Annotated in this window: 21 protein-coding genes; 4 read left to right on the forward strand and 17 right to left on the reverse strand. The window is 40.0% G+C overall.

From position 1 onward, the window contains the following. Window positions 1-429: 429 nt before the first annotated feature. A complete protein-coding gene (locus tag H4J59_RS10590) occupies window positions 430-1683 on the forward strand; it encodes a serine protease (protein ID WP_182239206.1) in 1254 nt (417 codons plus the stop codon). After that, window positions 1674-2642: an FHA domain-containing protein gene (locus tag H4J59_RS10595; protein ID WP_182239208.1), complete on the forward strand. Its 969-nt coding sequence runs from the start codon at window positions 1674-1676 to the stop codon at window positions 2640-2642. The genes H4J59_RS10590 and H4J59_RS10595 overlap by 10 nt, the downstream gene beginning before the upstream one ends. A 226-nt stretch (window positions 2643-2868) precedes the next feature. Here H4J59_RS10595 and trpS read toward each other — a convergent pair whose 3' ends face one another. Together trpS and rpe are read right to left on the reverse strand one after the other, a co-directional pair. Beyond that, window positions 2869-3873: a tryptophan--tRNA ligase gene (gene trpS, locus H4J59_RS10600; RefSeq protein WP_182233750.1), complete on the reverse strand. Its 1005-nt coding sequence runs from the start codon at window positions 3871-3873 to the stop codon at window positions 2869-2871. 61 nt (window positions 3874-3934) lie between these two features. After that, entirely contained in the window at window positions 3935-4606 is a 672-nt protein-coding gene (gene rpe, locus H4J59_RS10605; RefSeq protein ID WP_182137327.1) for a ribulose-phosphate 3-epimerase, read from the reverse strand. 362 nt (window positions 4607-4968) lie between these two features. Between rpe and H4J59_RS10610 the strand changes: the two genes are divergently transcribed. Next, window positions 4969-5613: a TorF family putative porin gene (locus H4J59_RS10610; RefSeq protein ID WP_259369484.1), complete on the forward strand. Its 645-nt coding sequence runs from the start codon at window positions 4969-4971 to the stop codon at window positions 5611-5613. A gap of 204 nt (window positions 5614-5817) precedes the next feature. Here H4J59_RS10610 and metL read toward each other — a convergent pair whose 3' ends face one another. After that, complete coding sequence (gene metL / locus H4J59_RS10615) at window positions 5818-8337, reverse strand: bifunctional aspartate kinase/homoserine dehydrogenase II (protein WP_182239210.1); 2520 nt, start codon at window positions 8335-8337, stop codon at window positions 5818-5820. Window positions 8338-8405: 68 nt separating this feature from the next. Further along, window positions 8406-9563: a cystathionine gamma-synthase gene (gene metB / locus H4J59_RS10620; protein WP_182239212.1), complete on the reverse strand. Its 1158-nt coding sequence runs from the start codon at window positions 9561-9563 to the stop codon at window positions 8406-8408. 233 nt (window positions 9564-9796) lie between these two features. On the opposite strand from metB, the gene metJ reads away from it, so the two are divergent. Next, window positions 9797-10129 (forward strand): met regulon transcriptional regulator MetJ, encoded by a 333-nt coding sequence (metJ, locus tag H4J59_RS10625; protein WP_182186199.1) that lies wholly within the window; start codon window positions 9797-9799, stop codon window positions 10127-10129. A 421-nt stretch (window positions 10130-10550) separates the two neighbouring features. Here the strand turns inward: metJ and H4J59_RS10630 are convergent, their stop codons facing one another. The 13 genes from H4J59_RS10630 to H4J59_RS10690 all read right to left on the reverse strand — a co-directional run bounded on the left by H4J59_RS10630 (window position 10551) and on the right by H4J59_RS10690 (window position 25980). After that, a complete protein-coding gene (locus H4J59_RS10630; protein WP_182239369.1) occupies window positions 10551-10964 on the reverse strand; it encodes a VOC family protein in 414 nt (137 codons plus the stop codon). Window positions 10965-11117: 153 nt separating this feature from the next. Continuing rightward, window positions 11118-12497, reverse strand: coding sequence for a cytochrome c oxidase accessory protein CcoG (ccoG, locus tag H4J59_RS10635; protein ID WP_182239214.1), 1380 nt, complete (start codon window positions 12495-12497; stop codon window positions 11118-11120). A gap of 192 nt (window positions 12498-12689) precedes the next feature. Beyond that, window positions 12690-14114: a sigma-54-dependent Fis family transcriptional regulator gene (locus H4J59_RS10640; protein ID WP_182239216.1), complete on the reverse strand. Its 1425-nt coding sequence runs from the start codon at window positions 14112-14114 to the stop codon at window positions 12690-12692. A 304-nt stretch (window positions 14115-14418) separates the two neighbouring features. Beyond that, window positions 14419-15660: a malic enzyme-like NAD(P)-binding protein gene (locus H4J59_RS10645; RefSeq protein ID WP_182239218.1), complete on the reverse strand. Its 1242-nt coding sequence runs from the start codon at window positions 15658-15660 to the stop codon at window positions 14419-14421. Window positions 15661-16193: 533 nt separating this feature from the next. Beyond that, window positions 16194-17492: an adenylosuccinate synthase gene (locus H4J59_RS10650; protein ID WP_182192214.1), complete on the reverse strand. Its 1299-nt coding sequence runs from the start codon at window positions 17490-17492 to the stop codon at window positions 16194-16196. Between the two features lie 126 nt (window positions 17493-17618). Further along, entirely contained in the window at window positions 17619-17804 is a 186-nt protein-coding gene (locus H4J59_RS10655) for a DUF2065 domain-containing protein (RefSeq protein WP_182239219.1), read from the reverse strand. Window positions 17805-17933: 129 nt separating this feature from the next. After that, on the reverse strand, window positions 17934-18818 hold the full coding sequence (gene hflC, locus H4J59_RS10660) for a protease modulator HflC (RefSeq protein WP_182137320.1): 885 nt from the start codon (window positions 18816-18818) through the stop codon (window positions 17934-17936). A 3-nt stretch (window positions 18819-18821) separates the two neighbouring features. Further along, the gene (hflK, locus tag H4J59_RS10665) at window positions 18822-19967 is read right to left on the reverse strand and encodes an FtsH protease activity modulator HflK (protein ID WP_182239221.1); all 1146 of its coding nucleotides are present in this window, start codon (window positions 19965-19967) and stop codon (window positions 18822-18824) included. A 65-nt stretch (window positions 19968-20032) separates the two neighbouring features. After that, on the reverse strand, window positions 20033-21319 hold the full coding sequence (gene hflX / locus H4J59_RS10670) for a ribosome rescue GTPase HflX (protein WP_182239223.1): 1287 nt from the start codon (window positions 21317-21319) through the stop codon (window positions 20033-20035). 33 nt (window positions 21320-21352) lie between these two features. Next, entirely contained in the window at window positions 21353-21601 is a 249-nt protein-coding gene (gene hfq, locus H4J59_RS10675; RefSeq protein ID WP_182137317.1) for an RNA chaperone Hfq, read from the reverse strand. Between the two features lie 116 nt (window positions 21602-21717). Beyond that, a complete protein-coding gene (gene miaA, locus H4J59_RS10680) occupies window positions 21718-22674 on the reverse strand; it encodes a tRNA (adenosine(37)-N6)-dimethylallyltransferase MiaA (protein WP_182239225.1) in 957 nt (318 codons plus the stop codon). Further along, window positions 22671-24653, reverse strand: coding sequence for a DNA mismatch repair endonuclease MutL (mutL, locus tag H4J59_RS10685; RefSeq protein WP_182239227.1), 1983 nt, complete (start codon window positions 24651-24653; stop codon window positions 22671-22673). Before mutL ends, miaA begins: the two co-directional genes overlap by 4 nt. 7 nt (window positions 24654-24660) lie before the next feature. Beyond that, on the reverse strand, window positions 24661-25980 hold the full coding sequence (locus H4J59_RS10690; RefSeq protein WP_182239229.1) for an N-acetylmuramoyl-L-alanine amidase: 1320 nt from the start codon (window positions 25978-25980) through the stop codon (window positions 24661-24663). Between the last annotated feature and the right edge of the window lie 65 nt (window positions 25981-26045).

The following is a 26045-nucleotide window of genomic DNA, read 5'->3' on the forward strand; positions in this document are numbered from 1 at the left end:
TTAGCTGTCCATCACAATAACCTGCTAGGGTAATTGAGAGCAGTTTACCAAAAAATATTTCGGCACTTGTGCTTAATCTGGAACAATAAACATAACGATTTTATTTACGTTATCTGAACACAATAAGATCACAAATTTAATGCTAGTGACGAACGCAATAATCTCACGCTTTTATTGCTTAAATAGGCAGCTATTAGTTTCATAAGCTTCTGCAGGCATTAAACGGGTATTCAAATAGCACAAATTAGCTTGGCTATTCATCATGGGATTTTTTATCCCTTTAAACTAGTGCATTACATCAAGCAAAATAGTCATATTGTCGGATAAAAGATGACAAATTTGATTACACTGGCACAATGGTAATCAGACAAGTTCTGCTTTGCCTAAATATCAAACAGTTCCCAAGGTAATAATACAAAAGGATATGCAATGAAAGCTATTTTTGCTCTGCTACTTATGTGCTTTAGTACATTAAGTTTCGCAGCTGAGCAGGCCGAAGAAATTTTTAAACAACTGGCCCCATCACTTTATCAAATTCGCTTAATTGACAAAGCCAGTGGTGAAAAATCATCCATTGGTTCGGGTTTTCAAATTAGCAGCAGTGGCCTTATTGCCACTAATTATCATGTTATTTCCGGTTTTGCCCGTCATCCCAATAAATACAACATTGAATATTTAGACAACCAAGGTAACCAAGCGCCATTAACCTTAAAAAGCGTTGATGTCATTAATGACCTAGCTATAGTGCAACGTGAAGTCACGGCTGAAATGCCCTTTTTTCAGCTTGCCCAACAAGCCCCGACTAAAGGTGAAGAACTATATTCATTAGGCAACCCACATGATTTAGGCATGATAGTCGTACCCGGCACTTATAATGGTTTAAAAAAGGAATCATTTAATGACCGCATTCATTTTACCGGCTCGGTTAACTCAGGTATGAGCGGCGGCCCAGTGGTTAACAAAAATACCGAAGTTGTTGGTATTAATGTCGCTACTTCGGGTAATCAAATTGGCTTTTTAGTGCCACACGACAAGCTAATTGAGCTTTATCAGGCCTATAAAAATAAGCCACCAGAAAGTATTGAGCAGCAAATGGCTGCACAACTTATGCAAAATCAAGAAAAGTTAATCACCACAATACTGAACAGTGATTGGCAACTAAAACAGTTAGGACAAGGCTTAATTCCAACCATTGACGTACCTTTTATACGTTGCTGGGGTGAATCCAACTCAGATAAAACCGACGCACAAATTATGGCGGCTGTTGCTAATTGTGACCTAGATGAGAACACTTACATTTCTTCTGACTTTTTTACCGGTTCGTTAGAAATGGAATACCGCTATATGGAATCAGATAAAATTGGTAGCACTAAGTTTTACCATATTTTTGAACGCCAGTTAAACCAAGCCGCACCAGGTAATAAAGCCGGTAAAGAGGATGTCACTGAATATCAATGCCACCATGACATTGTTATGCCCAACAGCAGTAATATTAAGAATAAAGCGGTATTTTGTACCCGCGCTTATAAAGACTTCCCCGCACTTTACGATGTGCTTTACATTGCCATCTCGGTAGATCACGAACAATACGCATTGCTCAGCCATTTTACGATTTCAGGTGTTGCACAAGAAACCTCATTAGCCTTTCTAGCTAAATTTATGGAGTCGGTTTCATGGAAATAATCATTGAAGAAATCAGCCATGGCCACAAATTATTAAGCCGCCACAAGTTTGCCTCAAATAACATTACCATTGGCCGCGGTTACGATAACGATATAATCATTAGTGACCCTCACGTTTGCGCTGATCACCTGCAACTGCATTTTAATGGTGAACATTGGCTAGTTAATGATCAAGGTTCAATGAATGGCAGTTATCTTGAAAACAGTAAAGACAACGTTATTCAACACCAAGTGCATTCTGGTGACATTATCACCATTGGAAAAAGCCAAGTTCGTTTTGTCTTTCCCAGCCATCCGGTTTCAAAAAGCATAGCAATTAGCCCGTTTGAAGGCTTAATTAACTTAGCGCGTCACCCTATGGTAGTGGCGTTAAGCATGACCTTATTTGCCTTTATTGGCGGTTGGATTATTAATTTAAACAATGTTAACGAAGTTAGCTTAACGCAAATACTCGTGCCAACCATTGGCTTAACGCTAGGTTTTGCCTTATGGCCAGCAGGTATTGCTTTAGTGTCGCATTTAACCAAACACGATGGCCGTTTTTGGACCCAAATGGGCATTAGCTATATCTTCTTCAACTTGATGTGGCTCAGTGATATTTTTGAAAACATTGTGCACTTTAATACCTCAAGCAACGCTTCAATGTTATCGCTACTCGCCATTATTCCTTTGTTATTGGCTTTTTGTTTGTTTTGGCTCAACTGTTACGTCGGCTTTCATATGACATTAAAACGCAGAAGTTTCGTGTCTTTATGTTTGGTATTGTTGTTATTTGGCGGTAGTTTTATCGTCCAATTAAGTAAACAACCCGACTTTAATCCCCGGCCGCAGTTTGACACCACCATAATGTCGCCAGCCTTTTTGTTTACACCGAGCAGTGATGTTGAAAACTTTGTCAGTGACAGTGCTAAGTTATTTGAAAAAGTAACGAAAGAGGCCGCTGAAGATAATAAAGAATAGCGGTCATTCAGCCCTGAACACTTAAACAGCTTTAAGACTGAATTGAAAAATAAAAACTAAAAAGCCGTCGTAAATACGACGGCTTTTTTATGTCTGACTTAATGACTTACTTATTGATTTACTAAGTGACTTACTTATTGATTTACTAAGTGACTGACTTAGTGATTTACTTAGTGACTGACTTAATCGCTAGTTTAATAACTCGTCAGCATGAGTAGTGCAGAGATTAAGGCTTAGCAATAAAACCAACCGCCTGATAAACCTCAGCAAGCAATTTACTCGCACGCGCAGAGGCTTTTTCAGCACCTTTGCGCATCACTTCATCTAGATAAGCTTGGTCATTACGAAATTGATGATAACGCGCTTGAATGGGCGCTAATAAAGCAACCACGGCTTCAGCTACATCACCTTTTAAATGACCATACATTTTATCTTCATATTCAGGCACAAGTTCAGCCACTGATTTACCGGTTGTGCACGATAAAAGTGACAACAAGTTTGACACACCTGGTTTTTCAGCTATGTCAAAATAGATATTCGCTTGCTCGTCAGAGTCAGTTACCGCACGTTTAATTTTCTTAGTAATTTTCTTGGTATCTTCTAATAAACCAATAAAATTACCCGGGTTAGTATCAGACTTTGACATTTTTTTAGTGGGCTCTAATAAACTCATCACCCGGGCGCCAAATTCTGGAATATAAGGCTCTGGTACTTTAAAGGTTTCACCATGTAGATTATTAAAACGAGTCGCTATATCGCGGGCTAATTCTAAATGTTGCTTTTGGTCATCGCCAACTGGCACTTTGTTCGCGCCATACAATAAAATATCTGCCGCCATTAATACCGGATAAGTAAATAAACCTGAGTTCATATTAGCTTCAGACTTTGCCGACTTATCTTTGTATTGTGTCATGCGGTTTAACTCACCCATTTGGGTGTAGCAATTTAATACCCAACTCAATTGCGCGTGCTCTGGCACATGCGACTGAATAAAAATGGTGCTTTTTTCTGGGTCAACACCACAAGCTAAATACAAGGCTAAACCATCTAAGGTCGCTTTACGTAAGTCTTCAGGTTTAGGACGCACCGTAATCGCATGTTGATCAACCAGCATGTAATAACATTCGTGGCTATCTTGCATGTCCACCCATTGCTTTAACGCGCCAAGGTAATTACCAATAGTTAACTCGCCCGATGGCTGACAGCCGCTTAATACAATAGGTTTACTCATTTTTTATCCTTCAACTTTTCTTAATGTAATGTGATTTAATCGTGTTTTAATCAATATTTTTTTATTTTACTTTTGCAAGTTCTGCACGCATTTCATCAATCGCGACTTTGTAATCTGGCTTGGAGAAAATGGCTGAGCCCGCAACAAACATGTCAGCCCCCGCTTCGGCTATTTCAGCAATATTGTCAGCTTTAACACCACCGTCAACTTGCAAGCGGATGTCGTAACCACTGGCCGCAATTTTTTCACGGACTAAACGTAGCTTATCTAAGGTGGTAGGAATAAAAGATTGGCCACCAAAACCAGGATTCACTGACATTAATAAAATAACGTCGAGCTTATCCATGACAAAATCTAACACATGCAGCGGCGTTGCTGGGTTTAACACTAAACCTGCTTTACAGCCGTGATCTTTAATCAACTGCAAAGTTCTATCAATATGATCGCTCGCTTCGGGATGAAAGGTAATAATATCAGCGCCCGCTTTGGCAAAGTCAGGAATAAGACGATCAACAGGTTTTACCATTAAATGCACATCAATCGGCGCGGTAATACCGTAATCTCGTAATGACTTACAGATCATTGGACCAAAAGTCAGGTTGGGCACAAAATGATTGTCCATTACATCAAAATGAATTACATCAGCACCAGCGCTGAGCACATTAGCAACATCTTCACCCAAACGAGCAAAGTCTGCCGATAAAACTGAGGGAGCAATTAAAAAATTAGACATAATGATAACCTTAAAAAAATTTTCGCTACTTTACCTCAATTTCCGTAATTTTGCGACTGAGAACCCGCACAAAAATCGATATTAAAAGTAATAATAACCAGTAGATTAAAGTTAAAATTTACGCCAATGACGCCATATTACGCTCAATACTGGTGGTTATTGTCAGCAATGCTGTGCACCTTTTTTGTACATTAGTCTTTTTTTTGCACCAAGCCTGTACAAAGTGGCCAATTGACTAAAGCAAGAAAAACCGCAATAAAACCACTAAACCACTGAAAATAAAGTCTTTATAAAAAAATTAATTAAATAGGCACTGTCTTTGCAAAGTCCTTAGTAATTATAAAAACTTAGTGGACTAAAACATGAAAAAAACAATGACCTCTCTATCAATTGCGATGATATTAGCAACTTCTGCACTTACAACAACGTCAGCATCTGCTACTGACATAGAAGGCTTAAGTGCCAATGTTGGCGCGGTATCACAATATATCTTCCGAGGTATAGTACAAACAGACACGGCCTCTGCTAGTGCTGGTGTTGATTATGAAAACAGTGGTTTTTATATTGGCACTTGGGCAGCTGACGTACAAGAGGGATTAGAAGTAGACGTTTATGGCGGTTACGGCGGCGAATTCGACGGTGGTGTAGGCTATAGCGTTGGCTTTACGACTTACCAATATACGGGTGATTTTGATACTTCTTATAATGAAGTAAACTTAGGCTTAAGCTACGGTATGTTTTCACTTGCTTATAATGTCGGTGAGTGGGAAGTTGAAGGTGCTGCAAACCAAGACTATGATTTCTTATCTGCAACGGTTGAACATAAAGGTTTTTATGCCACTTACGGCACTTGGGGTGACGATTTTGATGGCGACTACCTAGAAGCAGGTTACAGTACAGAAGTTTCAGGTTTTGACGTGGGTATTGCGCTTGTGGCTAATTCAAAAGAATTATCAGGTACTGAAAGTGACGAAAACCTAGTATTTAGCATAGGTACATCTTTCTAAGACCTCGCTAATTAACAGCTAACAAAACAAGAATACACTGTTTTGTTGGCTAATAAAAAACAGGTTAATTAATTTCCTGGTGAATTTGGCGCGATACTTTGATCATAAAGTCTCGCGCCAAAACTTTACTTAACTTTCCTGCTTAACCTTCCTGCTTAACGCTATTTATACCTCCTTGGCATCACTTCCTGCTAGTAAAAATATTTAATTTAAACCTTTGATTTTAACTTGCTGCTGACGATGATTCAGCTGCTGGCAAATAGTGACTAAATCAGCATGAATACCACCGGCAGTGACATCACGTCCAGCACCTGGGCCACGAATAATCAGCGCATTTTCTTGATACCACTCGCTTTTAATTTGAAAAACATTATCACATGGGGTTAATTGTGAAAACGCGTCGTTATGGCTTAATTCTTCCAAGCTAACTTTCGCACTCACTTGACCATGTTCACTGATAAAGCGAGCAACATAACGAATTCCACAGGCTTTTGCTTGTGCTTGCTGTAAACGCAATAAAAACAACTCATCAAGCTCAGACGTTCGTTGAAGAAAATCCTCTAAGCTAATATCACGCAATAACTCTGGCACTAAATTCTGACAGTCAATATCAGCTAAAGACAATTCAAAACCTGCGGCACGTGCTAAAATTAATAATTTACGCTGTACGTCTCGCCCTGATAAATCTTCTCGCGGATCCGGCTCAGTCAACCCTTGCGTTAAGGCATTCGACAACAGCGCAGAAAATGGCGTTGTGCCATCGTAAAATTGAAATAACCAAGATAAAGTGCCCGAGAATATACCCGAAATTTCCGTTATTTTATCACCGCTATTCATCAACTCTTTAATGCTTGAGTTAATAGGCAAACCAGCACCGACAGTGGTATTACCCAACCATAAGCTATTATTTTTTTCTGCTGTTTTAAGCAATTGCTGATAATTTTCAGTACTTGAAGATGCCGCCCACTTGTTGGCGCCAATAACATGAATACCACGAGCAAAAAATTCTTCATACAAGTGACTAAAGTCTTCGCTGGGTGTGATATCAACAACAATTAACTCGTCATAAGGGTGATTAGTCAGCCAAGTTAACAGTTGCTCACTGTCGTACGGCTGCGCTTGTTGTTGATAATGTAACAAAGCATTAGCGACATCTATGCCATCGGTATTTATTAAGGCTTTACTTGCCCCCACTAAGGCGACTAAATGCACATTGTCTAAGCCTGAAACACGCGCTATTTGCTTGGGTAACATGGTTAAAAATCGTTGGCCAATATTACCTAATCCGGCGACAACAAGGGCAATGTTTTTCGCGTCTTTGGTCATATCCGCGTGAACATTATTGAGTATTTCACTCGAGCATGGCTCAGGTAAAACCGCAATATAACTGTGTTCATTAAAGGCATGTAAAAAATGTAAGCTTTGTTGATGCTTAAGCGCTCTTTTAAATCTAGCACGCATATCGCCTTGTTTCGCGACACTATGACCCACAATGGCAATAATCGCTACCGGCCTAAAGGTCACTTCAGTGTCATGACTGGCTAACCATTGACTGAGCGCTTTTTGTTGGGCCTGCGTGACGACTAGGTAACCTTCGTCAAGGTTGTAGCAAATCGGTGAAAATTCACTTACCGCTAATTCGCCCGACTTAGCTAAAAAGCTGGTTGATTTCGCTAATATTAAATCGTTTAAACTGGTGACCGAAAGTTCTTGTTTCGCTATTTGGCCAAACTTGCCAATTTCAGTGCCGCTAACTTCGGGTGCAAAACTACTGGCAACATGTAAATGGGTATTATGGTTGGTTAACGGCTGTAAGGTTTTGGCATGTAATACTGGGTTACCCAAACGGCCAAGTTCATTGGCAACCGCGTTAGGTAAACGGTGTAATTTTCTCGCTAAGGGGACAAGCCTTGGATCAGCACTATAAATACCATCAACGTCAGTCCAAAGCGTTACATTGCCCGCGCCCGACAATGCCGCCATTATGGTTGCTGAGTAATCACTACCATTGCGCCCTAACGTGCAGGCTTGTTGCTGTTGATTACGCGCAATATAACCGGTAACGATCACCAGTTGGTCTTGTTTTTGCAGCGGTAAAAAGTTTTCTTGGCTCACGCTATAGTCAACGGCACAATTTTTTTCATTTTCTAGTAAAAGAAAGTCTCTAGCATCCAACATATAACTTGGACACACACTTTCACTCAATACCGCAGATAACAATCGCGCTGACCAAACCTCACCAAAAGCCAATAAGTCATTTTGATAACTCAGTGGATCACTAAGGGGATCACTCAGTAAATTTTCTGTTATTTGTGCAACATCCTGCTTCAATAAACTTTTGAGTCTGGCGGCACTACTGGCATTTAAGAGTTCATCAATTAACTGAGCTTGCGTCGCATCAAGTGCAGTAATAGTTACCAGCAAATTCTCACGCAAGGTGCTTACGTCATGGCTCCTGCTCACTTGCTCAGTGTTAAGCAAAGTTATTTCCTGAAGCTCAACCGCGAGTTGATAAAGAGTAAATAATGCATCTGTGGTATTGCCATTGGCAGATACCACAATAATGTCATTGAGTTGACAATGTTGACGAATAATATCCACCACACGTTCAACGCAAGCACTGGTGGCTAAACTACTACCACCAAATTTATGGACATTACAGGCAATTTTTACCAAGTGATTTTTTGCAGAGCTAAGCGTTACCGCTGTATTTGAATCGATCATTTTACTACCACAGGTATGACAACCTTGTCATACCGCCTTTAAATTATTGATAACTATGGATAACCGCTTTAAGCTTGGCTGGCATCGAGCGCCTGAGATAGGTCGGCCAGTATATCGTCAATATCTTCAATACCAACAGAAAGTCGCACTAATGACTGGGTAATACCGGCGGTAAGTTGTGCTTCAATTTCCATCCCCGCATGGGTCATGGTTGAGGGATGACAGATCAAACTTTCAACACCACCAAGTGATTGCGCTAGGGTGAAAAGTTCAAGTTTATCAAACAGTATTTTAACCGCTTCAACGCCACCTTTAAGCTCAAAACTCATCATAGCGCCAAAATCATACTGCTGTTTTTTAGCTAATTCATGTTGCGGATGGCTAGCTAAACCCGGAAAATAAACCTGTTGAATAGCCGAATGCTGTTGCAAAAATTTTGCCACAGCATTGGCATTAATTTGATGCTGCTTCATCCGTATTGGCAAAGTTTTTAAGCCACGTAAAGCTAAAAAACTATCAAAAGCTGAACCCGTGATACCAATGCAGTTTGCCCACCAAGCTAGTTTATCACCTAAGGCTTGTTCTTTGGTGACTAGCACACCGCCCACCACGTCACTATGACCATTAATATATTTGGTGGTGGAGTGAAAAACAATATCAGCACCCAATAACAAGGGTTGCTGCAATACCGGCGACATAAAGGTGTTATCAACCGCCACTAATGCGCCAACTTGATGCGCTTGTTTGGTAATGGCAGCAATATCAACTAAGCGTAACAATGGATTACTCGGTGATTCAACTAAGACTAATTTAGGTTTTGTTGCTAAAGCTTGGGCCAAGGCTTGTTGATCGTTTTGATCAACCACCACGAGCGTAAACTGACCCCGCTTGGCAAGATGGGTAAATAATCGAAAACTTCCGCCATAGCAATCATGCGGAATAACAACCGTGTCTTGTGTATCAAGTAATTGGCAAATAAGATGTACCGCTGACATGCCGGTATTTGTCACAATGCCAACGGCACCCTGCTCTAAATCTGTAATAGCTTGGGCAAATGTAGCGCGAGTTGGATTACCGGTGCGTGAATAGTCAAACTGACGCTTGTCGTTAAAACCTTTCAGTGCATAGGTGCTTGAAAGGTGAAGAGCTGGTATAACAGCGCCATGGTGTTGGTCGCTATTAATACCCGCTCGAACAGCGGTAGTGGCAATTTTTTTCTCGCTCATGTGTACTCCGGTAAAAATATTTTCTGTATAGATGTTTGGACGTCTATCAATCTAAATGGTTTAAGTTCTTGGGTCAAGTACTTTAGACTTCTAAACTTCTACACATTCGTTATTGACTCACGCCCCACAACCAGTAAAATCAAGTAGTAAGAATAAATTTATCACAAACTGGCCTACCAGACAGGTTTAACAAGGATAAGTTTATCTCAATTAATTAGCATAGAGGAATATTCATGGCAGAGTGGAATGGCGAGTATATTAACCCATACGCCGAACACGGGAAGAAAAGTGAACAAGTCAAAAAGATCACCGTGTCTATCCCTTTACGTGTGTTAAAAGTGCTCACTGATGAACGTACACGTCGCCAAGTGAATAACTTGCGTCATGCCACCAACAGTGAGCTGTTATGTGAAGCGTTTTTACACGCCTTTACTGGCCAACCATTACCTGATGATAGTGACTTGGCGAAAGACAACACACAAAAATTACCCGCGAGTGTTCGTCGGGCTTTGGAAGCAAAAGGTATAACTGACTTTAGTGAACACGAAGCGGAATTAGAAGATTAAAACGAGTAGTACAACAAGTAAATAAACAAGGCGCTGATTAGCGCCTTTTTTATTGCTGAAAAATACGAGTGATTAGCAAGAGATGCTTTGAAATATAAAGCGGAACAACCCCCTGTAGTGTGCCGCTACATATCAAAAAAATTTATCTCTGTTCTTCAGAGCTATTTGAATATTCTTCAAACTGGAACGATATTGCTTTAGTTTGTATTAAAGTGACTTTTAAAGTCAGCATCGTTCAAATAAAATAAAATTATGCCCGTCACCCATATGGCCTCATCCAACTTTACATAATTTTGATTTACTTAGCCTTAATTTTTCATAGTGTCCACAAATTAAAAAGCTTAATAACTGAAACTTTAATATCATCGAATTTAACGAAGCAGCTGCATTAACTCATGACTGACGGCTGATAGCTATAAATTTAGCCAGTCACATCATTTAACTGCAATAAATCCCATTTTGTACCATATAAATCTTTAAACACGACAACGGTGCCATATTCTTCCACGCGCGGCTCTTCGTTAAACTCGACACCTTGGCTTTTCATCTGTTGATAGTCGCGCCAAAAGTCATTGGTTTGTAGAAATAAAAATACTCGCCCGCCCGCTTGATTGCCAACTGACTGGCTTTGCTCGTCGTTACTGGCTTTAGCAAGCAGTATGTTGGTGCCATTTGAATTCGGTGGGGAGATTTGTACCCAACGTTTTCCGCCGCCTAAGTCAGTATCTTCAATAAGCTGAAAGTTTAATTTTTTGCTATAGAATGCAATTGCATCATCGTAATCTTCAACCACGAGGGCAATATTTGATATGCTTTGTTTGATCGTTTTACTCATGCTTTGTTCTCTATTCATTTTCACTACTCATCGTCCAAGTCATGATATTTTAACGTATTTTTCCTTCGTAATGTACTTTGCATGATTTAATTAAAAAAGACCTCACGTCGAGGTCTTTTTTCACAATCACTAGTCATTAGCTAACGAAATTAATTAATTTGAAAAGAATTTAGTTTCTTTAACAACCTTAATATCTGGCATATTATCAACGGCAACAGCCAGTGTCACTACCGTAATTTTTTGGCTAATGTTTTCCGGAGTCATCGTTAAATGTACCGGCACGCTGGCAATTTCACCCGCTTTTATCATCACCTTACCGTCAACACTTAAACTCAGCACTTTTTCCAACACTGTGATCTCAAATTGGCGATCAATTTTTGATTTATTGGTAATTTTCAATAAATAACTATTTGTCACCTTACCTTGAAAGTCGAGCTGAAATAATGTGCCACGATCCCGTAAAATAGAAAATTCGATTGGCACCCGCACTTGAATAGTAAAAATCATAAACGCCATGGCTAATAACGACATAACAGCATAGCCAATAATTTTCGGCCGTAGCAATTTAACCTTTTTACCTTGAAGTGCATTTTCACTGGTATAACTAATTAAGCCCTTAGCATAATTAAACTTGCTCATGGTCTGATCACAGGCATCAATGCAAGCACCGCAATTAATACATTCGTATTGCAAGCCGTTACGAATATCAATACCCACGGGGCACACTTCCACACAAAGGTTACAGTCTACACAATCACCCAAACCTAGCTCTTTTGGCTGCTGGTTACGTTTACGAGCGCCGCGGCTTTCACCACGTAATTTATCATAAGCAACTACGAGGGTATTCTTGTCGAACATAGCTGATTGAAAGCGTGAATACGGGCACATGTAAATACACATTTTTTCACGTAACCAACCGGCATTACCGTAGGTACAAACAGCAAAAAACAGCACCCAGAAAGTTGTCAGGCCATCCCACTGCCATTGTAGTAAATCAAGATACAGTACGCGGGCCGGTAAAAAGTAACTGATAAATGTTGTGGCGGTAAAAAATGCGATTAATCCCCAAAAAAAGTGCTTGGCAGACTTTCTCGCTAAGGTATCTAATGACAATGGCTGTTCATCACGTTTAATACGTTGATTACGCGTACCCTCCAACCATTCTTCCACCCAAATAAAACTGAAGGTCCATACAGTTTGAGGACAGGTATAACCACACCAAATTCGACCAAGCCACGTGGTTAAAAAGAAAAGTAAGTAGCAACTAACCAGCAATAACCCCGCTAAAATGATAAAGTCCTGCGGGAAAAATGTTTGTGAAAAAATATGAAACTGTTGCTTACCGATATCCAGTAAAACAGCCTGATTGCCTTGAAAATTAAGCCAAGGCATCAACATAAATAATAAAACAAAGGCTAAGCCAGTGAATTGTCGAATACGCTGATAACGACCTTTTTGTTTACGGACATAGACTGAGGATTCAGATTTGTAGGGCTTAATGATCAAATCTTCTGCTTTAAAATCAAACTTCATGGTTTACTGCTAAAACTAACCTTAAGATAGTTGCTAATAGCAAAATATGAACCAAGTTATAAAATTAAATTAACTCATTGTTTAATATGTAATTTATAATTACCAACTCTATACAGAACCCGCCATAAAGCACGACATATCACGACTTGGCGATATATCGTGCCTAGCATATTATTTTTATAGTGAAAATTATTAGTTAGGACGTACAATTTTCAATTTACTCATGCGAGAGCGTAATGTACTTTCAGGTAAGCCTAATTGCTTAGCGGCACCTATTTCACCGCCAATGCGCCATTTACAGGCTTTTAACACACTTAATATATAGCGTGTTTCCACTTGTGCTAAGGTTTCAATAACAGGAGGGTTAAGTGATTTTGACGAGGTTTTAAAGTTAAAATTTAGAATAGTCGATTTAGTTAGAATTATCTCGCGCTCAAGTACGTTTTGCAATTCACGAATATTACCAGGCCATTGATATTGCATTAATTGAGTTAAGCTACGGTTACTAATAGCACTGATGTTTTTACCTAGCGTTTTATTCAGTGTGCTAATAATAGCCTGTGATAACAGTGGTATATCTTCTTGACGATCACGCAGCGGTGGAACAGTAATCGGAAAAACATTAAGCCGATAAAACAAATCAATTCTAAATGTACCTTGGGTAATCATCGCCGATAAATCACGGTTAGTGGCCGCGATAATCCTTATATTAACCTTAACAGTTTCACTGCCGCCGACCCGTTCAAACTCTTGCTCTTGTAACACCCGTAGTAACTTGCCTTGTGCTTCCATAGATAATTCGCCAATTTCATCAAGAAATAACGTACCATCATTCGCTAATTCAAAACGGCCTTTGCGTCGTTCAGTAGCGCCAGTAAATGCGCCTTTTTCATGCCCAAATAGTTCAGATTCAAGTAAGCTGGGGGTAAATGCAGCACAATTAACTTTTACCATAGTAGAGTTTTTACGTTGACTTAAGGCATGAATATTACGAGCAACCAATTCTTTACCTGTGCCATTTTCTCCCAAGATAAGTACGGTACTATCAGTTTGTGCAACTAGCTCTACTTGCGACAACATTTTGGTGATTATTGGGCTTCTACCCACCAAGCCAGCAGACGACCACTCTTGCGCTAACTCATTCTGCAAATAAGTATTTTCAGCCTGAAGCTGCTCAGTAAGTGATTGTACATTTTCCAAGGCACGGCGCAGTGCCAACTCAATTTGTTGTTGCTGACTCACATCACGAAATACCGCAACAGCACCAATAATATGGTTATTTTTATAAACCGCTCGTGTTGTGTACTCAACAGGGAAGTTACTGCCATCTTTACGCCAGAACACCTCACCACTCACCTGTCGAGAAATACCGTCAAGCGCGGTATTGAATATTTTACATTCACAAGCGGGATAAGGCTCACCATTGCTATAACTATGATGATGAAACTGATGAATATTTTGTCCCAATAGTTCAGCGTAAGACCAGCCAGTCATGGCTTCTGCAGCCGGGTTAATAAAAATAGCCCGCCCTTGTGTATCTAAACCGTAAATACCTTCACCTACGGCGTTTAATAATAGTTCAGAATCGGCGAGATAGGCTTTAATTTCTTTATCCATTAATATTCCTAAAGTGATTGACTAGCTACGAATAAACTCTGTTATTTACGCTAAATATCGAGGTTTATCTTAAGCCACGATATAACGTGGCTATATTAGCAATAGCCGTAATAGTAGCAATTTTTTAACGACGGTAGCAAATCGTGCCAATCACATTCACTGTTATCAATTTATTAGCAATGTTTGATGTCGCCAATGCCTAAGTTAGAAGTTAAATTTAAGAGTGCCCAAAAGAAAGGGAAGCAATAAGCTTCCCTTCTATTTCATTCTCGATCTAAAGCTACATTGCTTATAAGCGTAACTGTTAGCCCTGGTAATTCTCAGGCATTGCGAGTGCCGCTACACCTGAGTCCACTGCCGCTTGAGCAACCGCGATGGCTACAGCGGAACGTAAACGCGAGTCCATAGGCTTAGGGATAATATAATCTTTACCAAAGGCTAAGTTGTCACTGCCACTAGCGGCTAATACTTCAGTTGGTACTGGTTCTTTTGCTAAGGTGCGAATAGCATGTACGGCGGCAATTTTCATTTCATCATTAATAGTACGTGCACGCACGTCTAAAGCACCACGGAAAATAAAGGGGAAACAAAGCACGTTATTTACTTGGTTTGGATAATCTGAACGACCGGTAGCGATAATTAAATCATCGCGTGTTGCCAAAGCCAGTTCAGGTTTAATTTCTGGATCTGGGTTTGAACACGCAAAAATCACTGGCTTAGCGGCCATAAGCTTTACGTGTGAAGGTAATAGTAAGTTAGGGCCAGATACACCAATGAATACGTCAGCACCATCGATAGCGTCTTCTAGCGTGCGTTTATCCGTATTGTTAGCAAATAATTTTTTATATACATTTAAATCTTCACGGCGGGTGTGAATAACCCCTTTAGTGTCGAGCATATAAATTTTTTCACGTTGTGCACCACATTTAATCAACAGTTCCATACAGGCAATAGCTGCAGCGCCAGCCCCCATACAAACAATGTTAGCGTGTCGCAGTTCTTTACCTTGAATTTCTAGCGCATTTATCATTCCCGCTGCCGTTACAATAGCAGTACCGTGTTGATCGTCATGAAATACGGGTATTTTACAGCGTTCAATGAGTGCCTTTTCAATAACAAAACATTCAGGTGCTTTAATATCTTCTAAGTTAATTCCACCAAAGCTGTCCGCAATATTGGCTACCGTGTTAATGAAGTCTTCAACGGTTTTATGGTTAACTTCAATATCAAACGAATTAATGCCAGCAAAACGTTTAAACAATAACGCTTTACCTTCCATCACAGGTTTAGAGGCCATTGGTCCTAAATTTCCTAGACCTAAAATGGCGGTACCGTTGGTAATAACGGCAACGGTATTACCTTTGCCGGTATATTTATAAACGTCATCAGGGTTTGCAGCAATAGCGCGAACAGGCTCAGCAACACCGGGGCTATAAGCAAGTGAGAGATCTAGGCTTGTTTCAGCAGGGGTCGTTAATTCAACACTAATTTTGCCCGGCGTTGGGTATTGGTGATAATCAAGTGCTTGTTGGCGAAGATCCGTCATGTTTATTCCTAATGTGTAAGTCTACTACGTGAATTTTATGGGTGAACTTGAGTCGATGCTATTATTGTTGTTTACATGTTATTGCAATGCGCTGGCTAATTTCAAGCTATTTTGTATATATTAATTCGCTACAAGCTATAATTAATATAGCCTTTTAAAATTAATATTTCATATAACTTAGCTAAATATTCAACATATATTGTTAACTATTCATAGAAAAATAGCGCTTAGAATCGCTGATCAGACCATAAGCAACTTAATCATAAGGTTTAAGTTTAAATCCACTGCTCTACTTATAAAGCTCAGCACGTTTGTATCATTTCATGATAGATAACAGAATTTAACTACTGTTCTCCTAACCTTGCCTCTGAGCTGAAGCTAAACAACTTAACCTCTTTACTTCAATTACCATCCAACAGGATAGTACTTTAGATACTGCAGGGGGGGTTATCTTGAATGAATAGTTAGGCAATTTTAGGTATAAAAAAACCACCTAAAAGGTGGTTTTTTTAAAGCGATTTAATGAAATTTAATTATTCGTCAAACGGATTAACTAAAATCATAGTCTCGACACGATCTGGGCCAGTTGAAATAATATCAATAGGTACGCCAGTAATCTCTTCAATACGTTTAATGTAAGCAATCGCATTGGCTGGTAGAGCGTCAATAGAAGTAGCACCAACAGTGGTTTCACTCCAACCTGGCATTTCTTCATACACTGGGGTAATTTTTTCGTAACCCTCAGCTGCTGTTGGTGGCACAGTAATAATGTCGCCTTCAGCTGTTTTGTAGCCAGTACATATTTTTAATGTTTTTAAGCCGTCTAAAACGTCAAGTTTAGTTAAACAAAAACCACTAATACTGTTAACTTGCACCGCACGATGCATAGCGACAGCGTCAAACCAACCACAACGACGTTCACGGCCAGTAGTTGCACCAAATTCATGCCCTACAGTGCCTAAGTGATTACCCACTTCGTCATTTAATTCCGTTGGGAAAGGACCTGAACCAACACGTGTTGTGTATGCTTTAGTAATACCTAGCACGTAGTCTAAGTAAAGTGGACCAAAGCCGCTGCCAGTAGCAACGCCACCCACTGTGGTGTTTGATGAGGTGACATACGGATATGTTCCGTGGTCAATATCAAGCAATGTACCTTGTGCACCTTCAAACATAATAGATTCGCCCGCTTTACGCGCTTGATCTAACATTTCAGAGATATCAGCAACCATGCCTTTAATAGTTTCAGCAACCGCCATTGCATCAGCAAGTACTTCTTCATAGCTTACTGGCTCAGCTTGGTAGTATTGCGTTAATACAAAATTATGGTATTCCATAATTTCTTTTAATTTCACGGCAAATGATTCTGCGCAAAATAAGTCACCAACACGTAAACCACGACGAGCAGCTTTATCTTCATAAGCTGGACCAATACCACGACCTGTAGTACCGATAGCTTTGCTACCACGCGCTTTTTCACGAGCGGCATCTAATGCGTTGTGGTAAGGAAGAATTAATGGACATGCATCGCTGATTAAAAGACGGTCACGTACTGGTACGCCACGTTCTTCTAACATGGCCATTTCTGTCATAAGTGCTTTAGGACAAAGAACAACACCGTTACCGATTAAACATTTTACGTTGTCACGTAATACGCCAGATGGAATAAGATGTAAAACGGTTTTTTCACCATCAATGACTAGTGTATGACCCGCATTGTGGCCACCTTGATAGCGCACTACATATTTGGCTTTATCAGTAAGTAAGTCGACGACTTTACCTTTACCTTCGTCACCCCATTGGGTGCCTAGAACTACGACGTTTTTACCCATGTTCACATTTTGGTAAGAAAATTAGGCGAGGATTCTATCAAATATCAATATTGAGTCCAAGCAATAATTGTTGAATTTTAATGCGTTATTAAAAAAACCAGTGGTAGTGCAGAGTTAGCAAAGGAATTAATTTACCGTCCAAAACAGAATAATACCGATTAACAGCAAAAATAAACCTATTTGACGAATAGTATTAACCGGTTCATTGGCTAGTTTTAAAACATAGGCTCGCCATTTATTCGGAAATAGTGCCGGAATCACTCCTTCAATAATTAATGCAATAGCAAGTGCTGTTAGCAAGGTAGACAGCATATAAATTCCTTATGTAAACCCATACAATCAAAACCAAATCTAGAACACTTTGAGTACATTTTTCAAGTGATAAAAACACAAAAGCCATGACAATGTCATGGCTTTTAAATTACTCTTTAACCTTAACTACTAATTAGTTTTTTTACCATTCTTTAGGTAATTAAAGAAATTACTGTCAGGTTTAATAACTAAAATATCACTCTTAGAGCTAAAACTGTTTTCATAAGCTTCTAAACTACGGAAGAAGTTATAAAACTCAGCGTCTTGTGTGTAAGAGTCGGCATACACTTTTGCTGCTAGGGCATCACCTTCACCACGAACTTCTTGTGCATTCTTCTGTGCTGTTGCTAACATAACCGTTACTTTAGCATCAATAGTTGCACGGATGATTTCAGCTTGCTCTTGACCTTGTGAGCGATGTTCTTTCGCCACAGCGGTACGTTCAGCACGCATACGTTCGTAAATTGAATTACTGACCTCTGTAGGTAGGTTGATAGCTTTGATGCGAACATCAATCACTTCAATACCTAAATCTTCACGGCTACTTGTAGCACTTTCTAATGCTTGGGCCATGATGTCATCTCGATCGCCAGAAACAATTTCTTTAATCGTACGTGTACCAATCTCGGTACGTAAGCCATTATTTACTTTCTGTTTCAATAACGCGCGAGCGTTCTCAATTGAACCTGAAGTACGCAAATAATAGGTTGAAAAGTTAACAATACGCCATTTAACAAATGAGTCGACCATTAAATCTTTCTTCTCAGATGTTACAAAACGATCTGGCTCTTCGTCCAAAGTTTGAATACGCGCATCAAGTTTACGTACTGTGTTAATAAATGGAAATTTAAAGTGTAAACCTGGCTCATAAACTTTCATGTCACCGGTATCACCGTCACGCGTAATTTTTGAGAACTGGAAAACTATGCCACGTTGGCCTTCAGTCACAACAAAAACAGACGAAACTGTTAGCACAAGTATTAAGGCAATAATTGCCAATATAAAATTCTTCATGGCTTAGTCTCTCCCATTATTGAAACGATCATTACGACCGGATAATGCTGGTGCAGTATTAGTACTATTTGACGACTGGTTTATCGCCGGTACTGATTGTTGCGTAGCACGTTGACTACTAGACTGCTGTTGCATAATTTTATCTAGTGGTAGATAAATCATGCTATTGCCGCCGTCAACATCAACCATTACTTTACTGGTGTTGCTATAAAATTTTTCCATAGACGTTAAATACATACGCTGACGGGTAACTTCAGGTGCTGCTTGATATTCAGGTAATAATTTGTTGAAACGAGCAACGTCACCTTCTGCATCAAGTAGTATCTGCGCTTTATAAGCTAATGCTTCTTGCTCTAAACGCTTAACACGACCACGAGCACGAGGTTCAATACCTCTTGCATACGCTTCCGCTTCACGTAAGAAACGCACTTCATCTTCTTGTGCAGCAATGGCGTCATCAAAAGCGTCTTTGACTTCTTCAGGAGGACGAGCGTCCTTGAAGTTAACATCGACAACAATCAAACCTAAATTATAAGGTTTAATAATTTCTTCTAACTCTTTCCATACCGCTTGGCGTACAGCTTCACGACCACTGGTCAAAATGTCATCCATTTTTGAGTGACCAACCACATAGCGCAAAGCACTATCAAGCGATTCGCTTAAGCTTTCGTCGGCATTAGTAACACTGAAAATATAGTTACGTGCATTAACCACACGATATTGAATTTGCATTTCAACACGAACAACATTCTCATCTTTTGTTAGCATAAAGCCTGAAGAAGGAAGGTTACGTGTGGTTTGCATATCAACTGGAATAATACGTTCAGCGAACGTCCACTTCCAACGTAAACCAGGTTCTACCGTGCCGGCATACTGACCAAAGCGTAAAACGATACCTTTTTCAGCTTCTTTAATGGTAAAAAATCCAGCGAAGGCATAGCCCAAAATCGCCACAATAAGCACTACCATGATGCCGATACTAGAAAAGTTTTTCCCAGCGCCGCCTCCTGATTTGTTGCCACCAAAAATACCGCCAAATTTATTGCCGATATCCTTTAATAAATCATCTAAGTCAGGTGGGCCTTGATTTTTGCCACCTTTGTTTTTCCAGGGGTCTTTCTCATTATTCCCCGGTTCATTCCAAGCCATGCTATTCTCCGCTATAAAAATTAATGCGCTAACTGCTATATTAACTACGCTAATATATCAGTCTGTTAAGTGTGAATAAAGTGCTCTATTTCTGCTTCGTCTTGTTTTAGTAACTGATTCCATTCTCTCACCGGTAACTTTATATCTAATAAACAATTACCTTCCTCGTCATAATGCTCATCAGTAATGCAATTTAACTGGTAAAGTTGACCGCGAAGTTTACCGGCACTAGGCGGTAAACGGAGTAGGTGTTTGATGATTTTTTTACCTAATCGTTCTGACAGTGCTTGAAATAAAAGCTCAATGCCAATGCCTTTTTGGGCTGACAGCCAAACACGAATCGGTAGCCCTTGATCATCACGATCAATTCTAGGTTCAACATCATCTAACTGGTCTATTTTATTACAAATCAAAAGTTGTGGAACATCACCCGCTTCTATTTCTTTTAAAACTTCTTCTACTTGTTCAATATTTTCGCTACGTCGTTCATCAGCAATGTCAATAATGTGCAACAACAATTCTGCTTCTCTTGTTTCAGTTAACGTCGCTTTAAATGCGGCCACTAAATCATGGGGTAAATGACGTATAAATCCTACGGTATCGGCCATAATAACACGACCGACTTCATCCACTTCAATTTTACGCAAAGTTGGGTCTAAAGTGGCAAACAATTGATCGGCGGCGTACACACCTGCTTGCGTTATTTGGTTAAATAATGTTGATTTGCCGGCATTGGTATAACCCACTAAAGAAAGTGTTGGGATCTCAGCTCTAGTTCTCGCCCGACGCCCCTGTTGCCTTTGCTTTTCAACTTTTCCCAAGCGTTTACGAATGTTGACCATGCGATCACGTAATAAGCGCCTATCTGTTTCCAACTGAGTTTCGCCTGGCCCACGTAAACCAATACCACCTTTTTGGCGCTCTAAGTGAGTCCAACCGCGTATTAATCGTGTACTCATATGGCGTAACTGTGCTAATTCTACTTGTAATTTACCTTCGTGAGTTCGAGCTCGTTGGGCAAAAATATCTAAAATTAGCGTCGTACGATCAACCACACGACATTGACACAAGGCTTCAATGTTTTTTTCTTGAGATGGCGATAAACTATGATTAAACAAGACAATATTCGCATCGAACATACGCACAGCATCAGCCACTTCTTGCACTTTACCTGTACCAACAAAATATTTCGGGTGCGGGGTAGCGCGTTTACCTGTGATGGTATTTAACGCAGTGATACCCGCAGAACTTACAAGCATTTCAAACTCTTGTAAGTCTTCACGGGTATTATCATCGGGAAAATCTAGATGAACGAGTATAGCCCGCTCACCTGCCTGATATCTATCAAACAAATGAGCGACTCAATACAATACTAGTTTTTTGCATTAATCTTCTATGTCCTGATTCATTTGTGGGACTGGCATACTAGTTACCGCTCTAGCGGGTACTACCGTTGAGATAGCGTGCTTATATACCATTTGACTAACAGTATTTTTAAGTAAAATTACAAACTGATCGAATGACTCTACTTGCCCTTGTAGTTTAATGCCATTAACCAAGTAAATTGCTACAGGAATACGATCACGACGTAACGCATTCAAAAATGGGTCTTGTAAAGATTGCCCCTTTGCCATTATTAGTTACCTTTTTTATTTTTAGTGAAAGTTAAGTATTCAATTGAATACTTTATTAAAATTATTCAATAAAACTAGCTGGTTAATACACAGCCGTTTTAATTATACATTAATGTTTAAAGTTTGCTTACTGCCGATAAAATAACTTTTAAGTTATTTTCATCTTCCATATGTAACCAATGTAAATTTTGCCAATTCCGTAACCAGGTTAACTGTCTTTTTGCTAACTGACGTGTTGCACAGACCCCCCTAAAAACCATCTCATCGTGATCATAGTCGCCCGCTAAATGTTGCCACATTTGTCGGTAGCCAACACAACGAATAGCCGGCAGGTCGAGGTCCAAATCAGCCCTTTCTTTCAAGCCAGTCACTTCTTGTTCAAAGCCTTGTGCTATCATTTGCGTAAAGCGTAATTCTATTCGCGCATGCAAGTCACTACGCTCTTTCGGTGCTATCGCAAATTGTAAAATATTTCCATTGACTTTAGCACCTTTTATTTCGGTCAATTGTGTCAAAGTGTTACCTGTTTTTCGATAAACTTCTATCGCTCTTGCAAGTCGCTGCGGATCATTAGGATGAATGCGCTCCGCTGAAACCGGGTCAAAACTCTGCAACTCTTCGTGCATAGCCAACCAACCTTTTTCAGCCGCTTCTAACGCTATTATATCTCTAATATTTTGATCAGCTTGAGGCAATGGCGAAATACCATCAATCAAGCTTTTAAAGTACATCATAGTACCGCCGACCAATAAAGGAATACGACCATTTTCTCGACTTTTTGCAATGGCCTTAAGCGCATCTTGACAAAAATCAGCAGCAGAATAACTTTCGCTGGGATCTTTAATATCGATCAATTGATGTGGATAAGCAGCTAATTCATCCGCTGTTGGTTTCGCCGTACCAATGTCCATACCTTTAAAAACTAACGCTGAATCAACACTAATAATGTCACAGGGTAGTGCATCATATAATGCCATTGCTAGAGCCGTTTTACCTGAGGCTGTAGGCCCCATTAAACAAATAACGGGTGGCTGTTTATCGTCAATATGCTCTTGGTTTGCCAGCTTAGTCATTTCGGTAATATTTTATCTAACTCATTTACAGAAGATGTGAGGTCTATGGCGACCGAATTCAAGCGTAGTTGCTGTTCAAATTGACAATTAAAATCACTTTCCGCATTTCGCCAAACTTGTAATGCCTGTGCTTGCGTACATTCTTCGCTTAGCATAAGGCTAGCTAATGCCATTTGCCAATCAATTTCTGCGTAGGCACCCTCTTGATTTTCAACGTCTAACTGTTTAATTAGCTTATCAAAACTATTAGCTATATCTTTATTTCTTAACAAAGCAGGAAATTGTCGAATTTGTAATGTGCTGGTCTGTAACTGACGAATTTCCATGCCCATATGCTGAAATTGTTTTTCATTTATTTGCACAAATCTAGCTACTTTTTCACTGACCTTAATTTTTATTGGCAGCAATAACGGCTGGCTCACCAACTTTTCATGCCAACGTTGCTGGACGACTTGCAGCCGTAACAAGTGTTCGAGCTTGTTCACTGATAATAAACGTAATGCCTGGCGTTGTTGAATAACAAGGTAATGTGGTGCCTGCCAGAATAAAATTTTTGTCGCATCTGTCATTTCGTCTTGAGTTGATGATGCGGTATTTACCAATGTTGCCATGGCGGCTGTTGATGCTACATCAGTCGTTATGGGTGGTAGCTCAGGCTCAGTTACCTGTGAATTAAGCGCTAACGGTGTCATTAGATCACTGTAGGCTTTGCTCGCTTGAGGATTTATTTTTGTCGAATAATGTCGCTCATTAGCTTGAGATAAATTTCTGCTAACTCGCGGGTCTTTGTTATCAGCGGTATATTCAGCCTTCTGGCTTGCAGCCTGATCTCTAGCTAAAGTATTACTGTGCAGATCACTATCAGTACTTGCCCGTAAAGGGGTAATAAAGCTAGGGGCTTGAATCTCAGCTTGCTGAGGGCTTTGAACCTCGTTATCAGGCGTTAGAATTTCGCCGGTACTATTATCAACCTTGAGCGCTAACTCATTAGTTAAGGCACGATTACAGACAGAATAGATAAAGTCATGCACATAACGCCCTTGATGAAAACGTACTTCATGTTTGGACGGATGCACATTAACGTCAACTTCACAAAAATCGAGTTGTAGAAACAAGACGAATGCAGGGTAGCTGTCACTGGGCAATAAATCGGCATAAGCTTGACGAATGGCATGATTAATTAACTTATCGCGCATCATACGATTATTAACATAACTGTAGGTAAGATCATTTTGGTTACGATAATAACTTGGTTGGGCAATCCAACCCTGTAAATGTAGGCCATCATGTTCGCAATTAATTTCTATCGCATGATCAATAAATTTTTGTCCACAAACTTGTGCAACCCTTTTACTACGCTGTATTGATGAATTAGCGACGCGAAATTGTTTAACCACTTTATGGTTATGGGTAAGCACAAAAGTAATAGCAAAATTTGCCAATGCAATGCGTTTAATCACTTCCTCAATATGAGCAAACTCTGTTTTTTCTGTGCGTAAAAATTTTCGTCTTGCTGGCGTGTTAAAAAATAAGTCGCTCACATCAATTGTTGTACCATTTGGGTGAGCAGCAGGCTTGATTGACACCGCCATATCACGCCCTTCTGCATTCGCTTGCCATGCTGACGCTTGTGCTTCAGGCTTAGAGGTTAAAGTTAACCGTGCGACAGAACTAATACTGGCTAATGCCTCACCACGAAAGCCCAAACTACTAATGGCTTCAAGATCATCCAGGTCTTTAATTTTACTGGTGGCATGTCGGCTCAGCGCTAACGCTAACTCTGCTTTGGCAATACCCTTGCCGTTGTCGATAATGCGAATGCGCTTGGCACCGCCTTTTTCAATGTCTATTTTAATGCTTGTGGCGCCAGCATCGATACTATTTTCTACCAGTTCTTTAACAACCGAGGCTGGACGTTCAACGACTTCACCAGCGGCAATTTGGTTGGCGAGGCGAGCGGGTAATATGGCAATGGTCATGCGAAGATTAATCTGCCTGTGGTATTTTGAGTGTTTGGCCAATTCTAACCACATTAGAGGTGAGATTATTGGCAGATTTTAATTTTCTAACGGAAACTTTATAACGCTGAGCAACTACAGAAAGCGATTCGCCGCGGCTAACCTTGTGTTCACGAAACCGTGTCGCAGCGATTAATGTGCCATCAGGTGGATTACGAGAGAAATAGTCATCTACAGCAATATATATTGCCTTAGCCAACTTGTATTGATGATTGGCATTATTTAAACGTCTTTCTTCTTGTGGATTAGAAATAAAACCGGTTTCAATTAATACTGACGGAATATCAGAAGATTTTAATACCGCTAAGCTTAAACGTTCTGGCTTATGCTTATGTAGTCTTGTGACTTTCTTCAGCTGCTTAACTACATGTTCAGCAAAATCATAACTGCTTGCCATAGTGTATTCTTTCTTCATATCACCCAGTGCTATCGCTAAGTTGTTATCCTTAGTTTTTCTAATAGTTTCACCTGCACCACCTAGTAGTTCGGAATTTTTTTCTCGGTTTTGAATCCATTGGCTAAATTCTGAATCAGCACGACGCGTAGCTTGTACTAACACTGAAGCGCCGTTGGGTTGTGATGAGGTAAAGGCGTCAGCGTGAATGGAAATAAGCAGATCAGCCTTAGATTTTCTGGCTAATTCAGTTTTACGATCATGGTTAACATAATAGTCACCACTGCGGATCATCACCGCTTTTAGACCTTGCTTTTTGTTAATTAAATTAGCGAGTTTTTGGGCTATCTTTAAGGTTATGCGTTTTTCATAAGTTCCTGCAGAACCTATAGAACCTGGGTCTTCACCGCCATGACCGGCAACAACAGCAATAACGATATCGCGTTTACCTTTGCTATTGTCGTGTTGTGCAACGGTCTGACTTTGTTTATCGTAGAGATCAATAACTAGCCGGTCACCATATTGCCCCGCAGGCGCCAGCGGAAATACAGAGATACGAAAGTTATCCGCTAGCTCAAGTACTAAGCGGGTCGTTCCTTGCTGTTTTGAGCGACTGGTGCGAATTTTTTTCACGCGACGATCAGCTTTTATCACCGACATTAAATCGACATAGTTTGTACTATTTTTAAAATCAATCACTAAGCGGTGAGGGGATTTTAATGAAAAGTATTTAAAATCAGGTTGTTGACTAAGATCAAAAACGATACGGGTATTTTCAGGCGCAGGCCAGACCCGTACACTGTCAATTCTATTGCTCGCGTTAGCAATACTTACTACGCCTAGGCAGAGCATAAGTATGACTATAATTTTTTTTGACAAACTTGCTAAACGCATTGAATTACTTACCTTTTACGGGCCGTTCAAGAGCCTTTTTTAGCTGTTGATTTTTTATGATACTG

Source organism: Colwellia sp. MB02u-10 (assembly GCF_014077185.1).
Taxonomy (GTDB): domain Bacteria; phylum Pseudomonadota; class Gammaproteobacteria; order Enterobacterales; family Alteromonadaceae; genus Cognaticolwellia.

What these genes read in the sequence shown, in the direction of transcription:
- H4J59_RS10590 (WP_182239206.1), top strand. Translation starts at nt 430, where the DNA reads ATGAAAGCTATTTTTGCTCTGCTACTTATGTGCTTTAGTACATTAAGT.
- H4J59_RS10595 (WP_182239208.1), top strand. Translation starts at nt 1,674, where the DNA reads ATGGAAATAATCATTGAAGAAATCAGCCATGGCCACAAATTATTAAGC.
- trpS (WP_182233750.1), bottom strand. Translation starts at nt 3,873, where the DNA reads ATGAGTAAACCTATTGTATTAAGCGGCTGTCAGCCATCGGGCGAGTTA.
- rpe (WP_182137327.1), bottom strand. Translation starts at nt 4,606, where the DNA reads ATGTCTAATTTTTTAATTGCTCCCTCAGTTTTATCGGCAGACTTTGCT.
- H4J59_RS10610 (WP_259369484.1), top strand. Translation starts at nt 4,969, where the DNA reads ATGAAAAAAACAATGACCTCTCTATCAATTGCGATGATATTAGCAACT.
- metL (WP_182239210.1), bottom strand. Translation starts at nt 8,337, where the DNA reads ATGATCGATTCAAATACAGCGGTAACGCTTAGCTCTGCAAAAAATCAC.
- metB (WP_182239212.1), bottom strand. Translation starts at nt 9,563, where the DNA reads ATGAGCGAGAAAAAAATTGCCACTACCGCTGTTCGAGCGGGTATTAAT.
- metJ (WP_182186199.1), top strand. Translation starts at nt 9,797, where the DNA reads ATGGCAGAGTGGAATGGCGAGTATATTAACCCATACGCCGAACACGGG.
- H4J59_RS10630 (WP_182239369.1), bottom strand. Translation starts at nt 10,964, where the DNA reads ATGAGTAAAACGATCAAACAAAGCATATCAAATATTGCCCTCGTGGTT.
- ccoG (WP_182239214.1), bottom strand. Translation starts at nt 12,497, where the DNA reads ATGAAGTTTGATTTTAAAGCAGAAGATTTGATCATTAAGCCCTACAAA.
- H4J59_RS10640 (WP_182239216.1), bottom strand. Translation starts at nt 14,114, where the DNA reads ATGGATAAAGAAATTAAAGCCTATCTCGCCGATTCTGAACTATTATTA.
- H4J59_RS10645 (WP_182239218.1), bottom strand. Translation starts at nt 15,660, where the DNA reads ATGACGGATCTTCGCCAACAAGCACTTGATTATCACCAATACCCAACG.
- H4J59_RS10650 (WP_182192214.1), bottom strand. Translation starts at nt 17,492, where the DNA reads ATGGGTAAAAACGTCGTAGTTCTAGGCACCCAATGGGGTGACGAAGGT.
- H4J59_RS10655 (WP_182239219.1), bottom strand. Translation starts at nt 17,804, where the DNA reads ATGCTGTCTACCTTGCTAACAGCACTTGCTATTGCATTAATTATTGAA.
- hflC (WP_182137320.1), bottom strand. Translation starts at nt 18,818, where the DNA reads ATGAAGAATTTTATATTGGCAATTATTGCCTTAATACTTGTGCTAACA.
- hflK (WP_182239221.1), bottom strand. Translation starts at nt 19,967, where the DNA reads ATGGCTTGGAATGAACCGGGGAATAATGAGAAAGACCCCTGGAAAAAC.
- hfq (WP_182137317.1), bottom strand. Translation starts at nt 21,601, where the DNA reads ATGGCAAAGGGGCAATCTTTACAAGACCCATTTTTGAATGCGTTACGT.
- miaA (WP_182239225.1), bottom strand. Translation starts at nt 22,674, where the DNA reads ATGACTAAGCTGGCAAACCAAGAGCATATTGACGATAAACAGCCACCC.
- mutL (WP_182239227.1), bottom strand. Translation starts at nt 24,653, where the DNA reads ATGACCATTGCCATATTACCCGCTCGCCTCGCCAACCAAATTGCCGCT.
- H4J59_RS10690 (WP_182239229.1), bottom strand. Translation starts at nt 25,980, where the DNA reads ATGCGTTTAGCAAGTTTGTCAAAAAAAATTATAGTCATACTTATGCTC.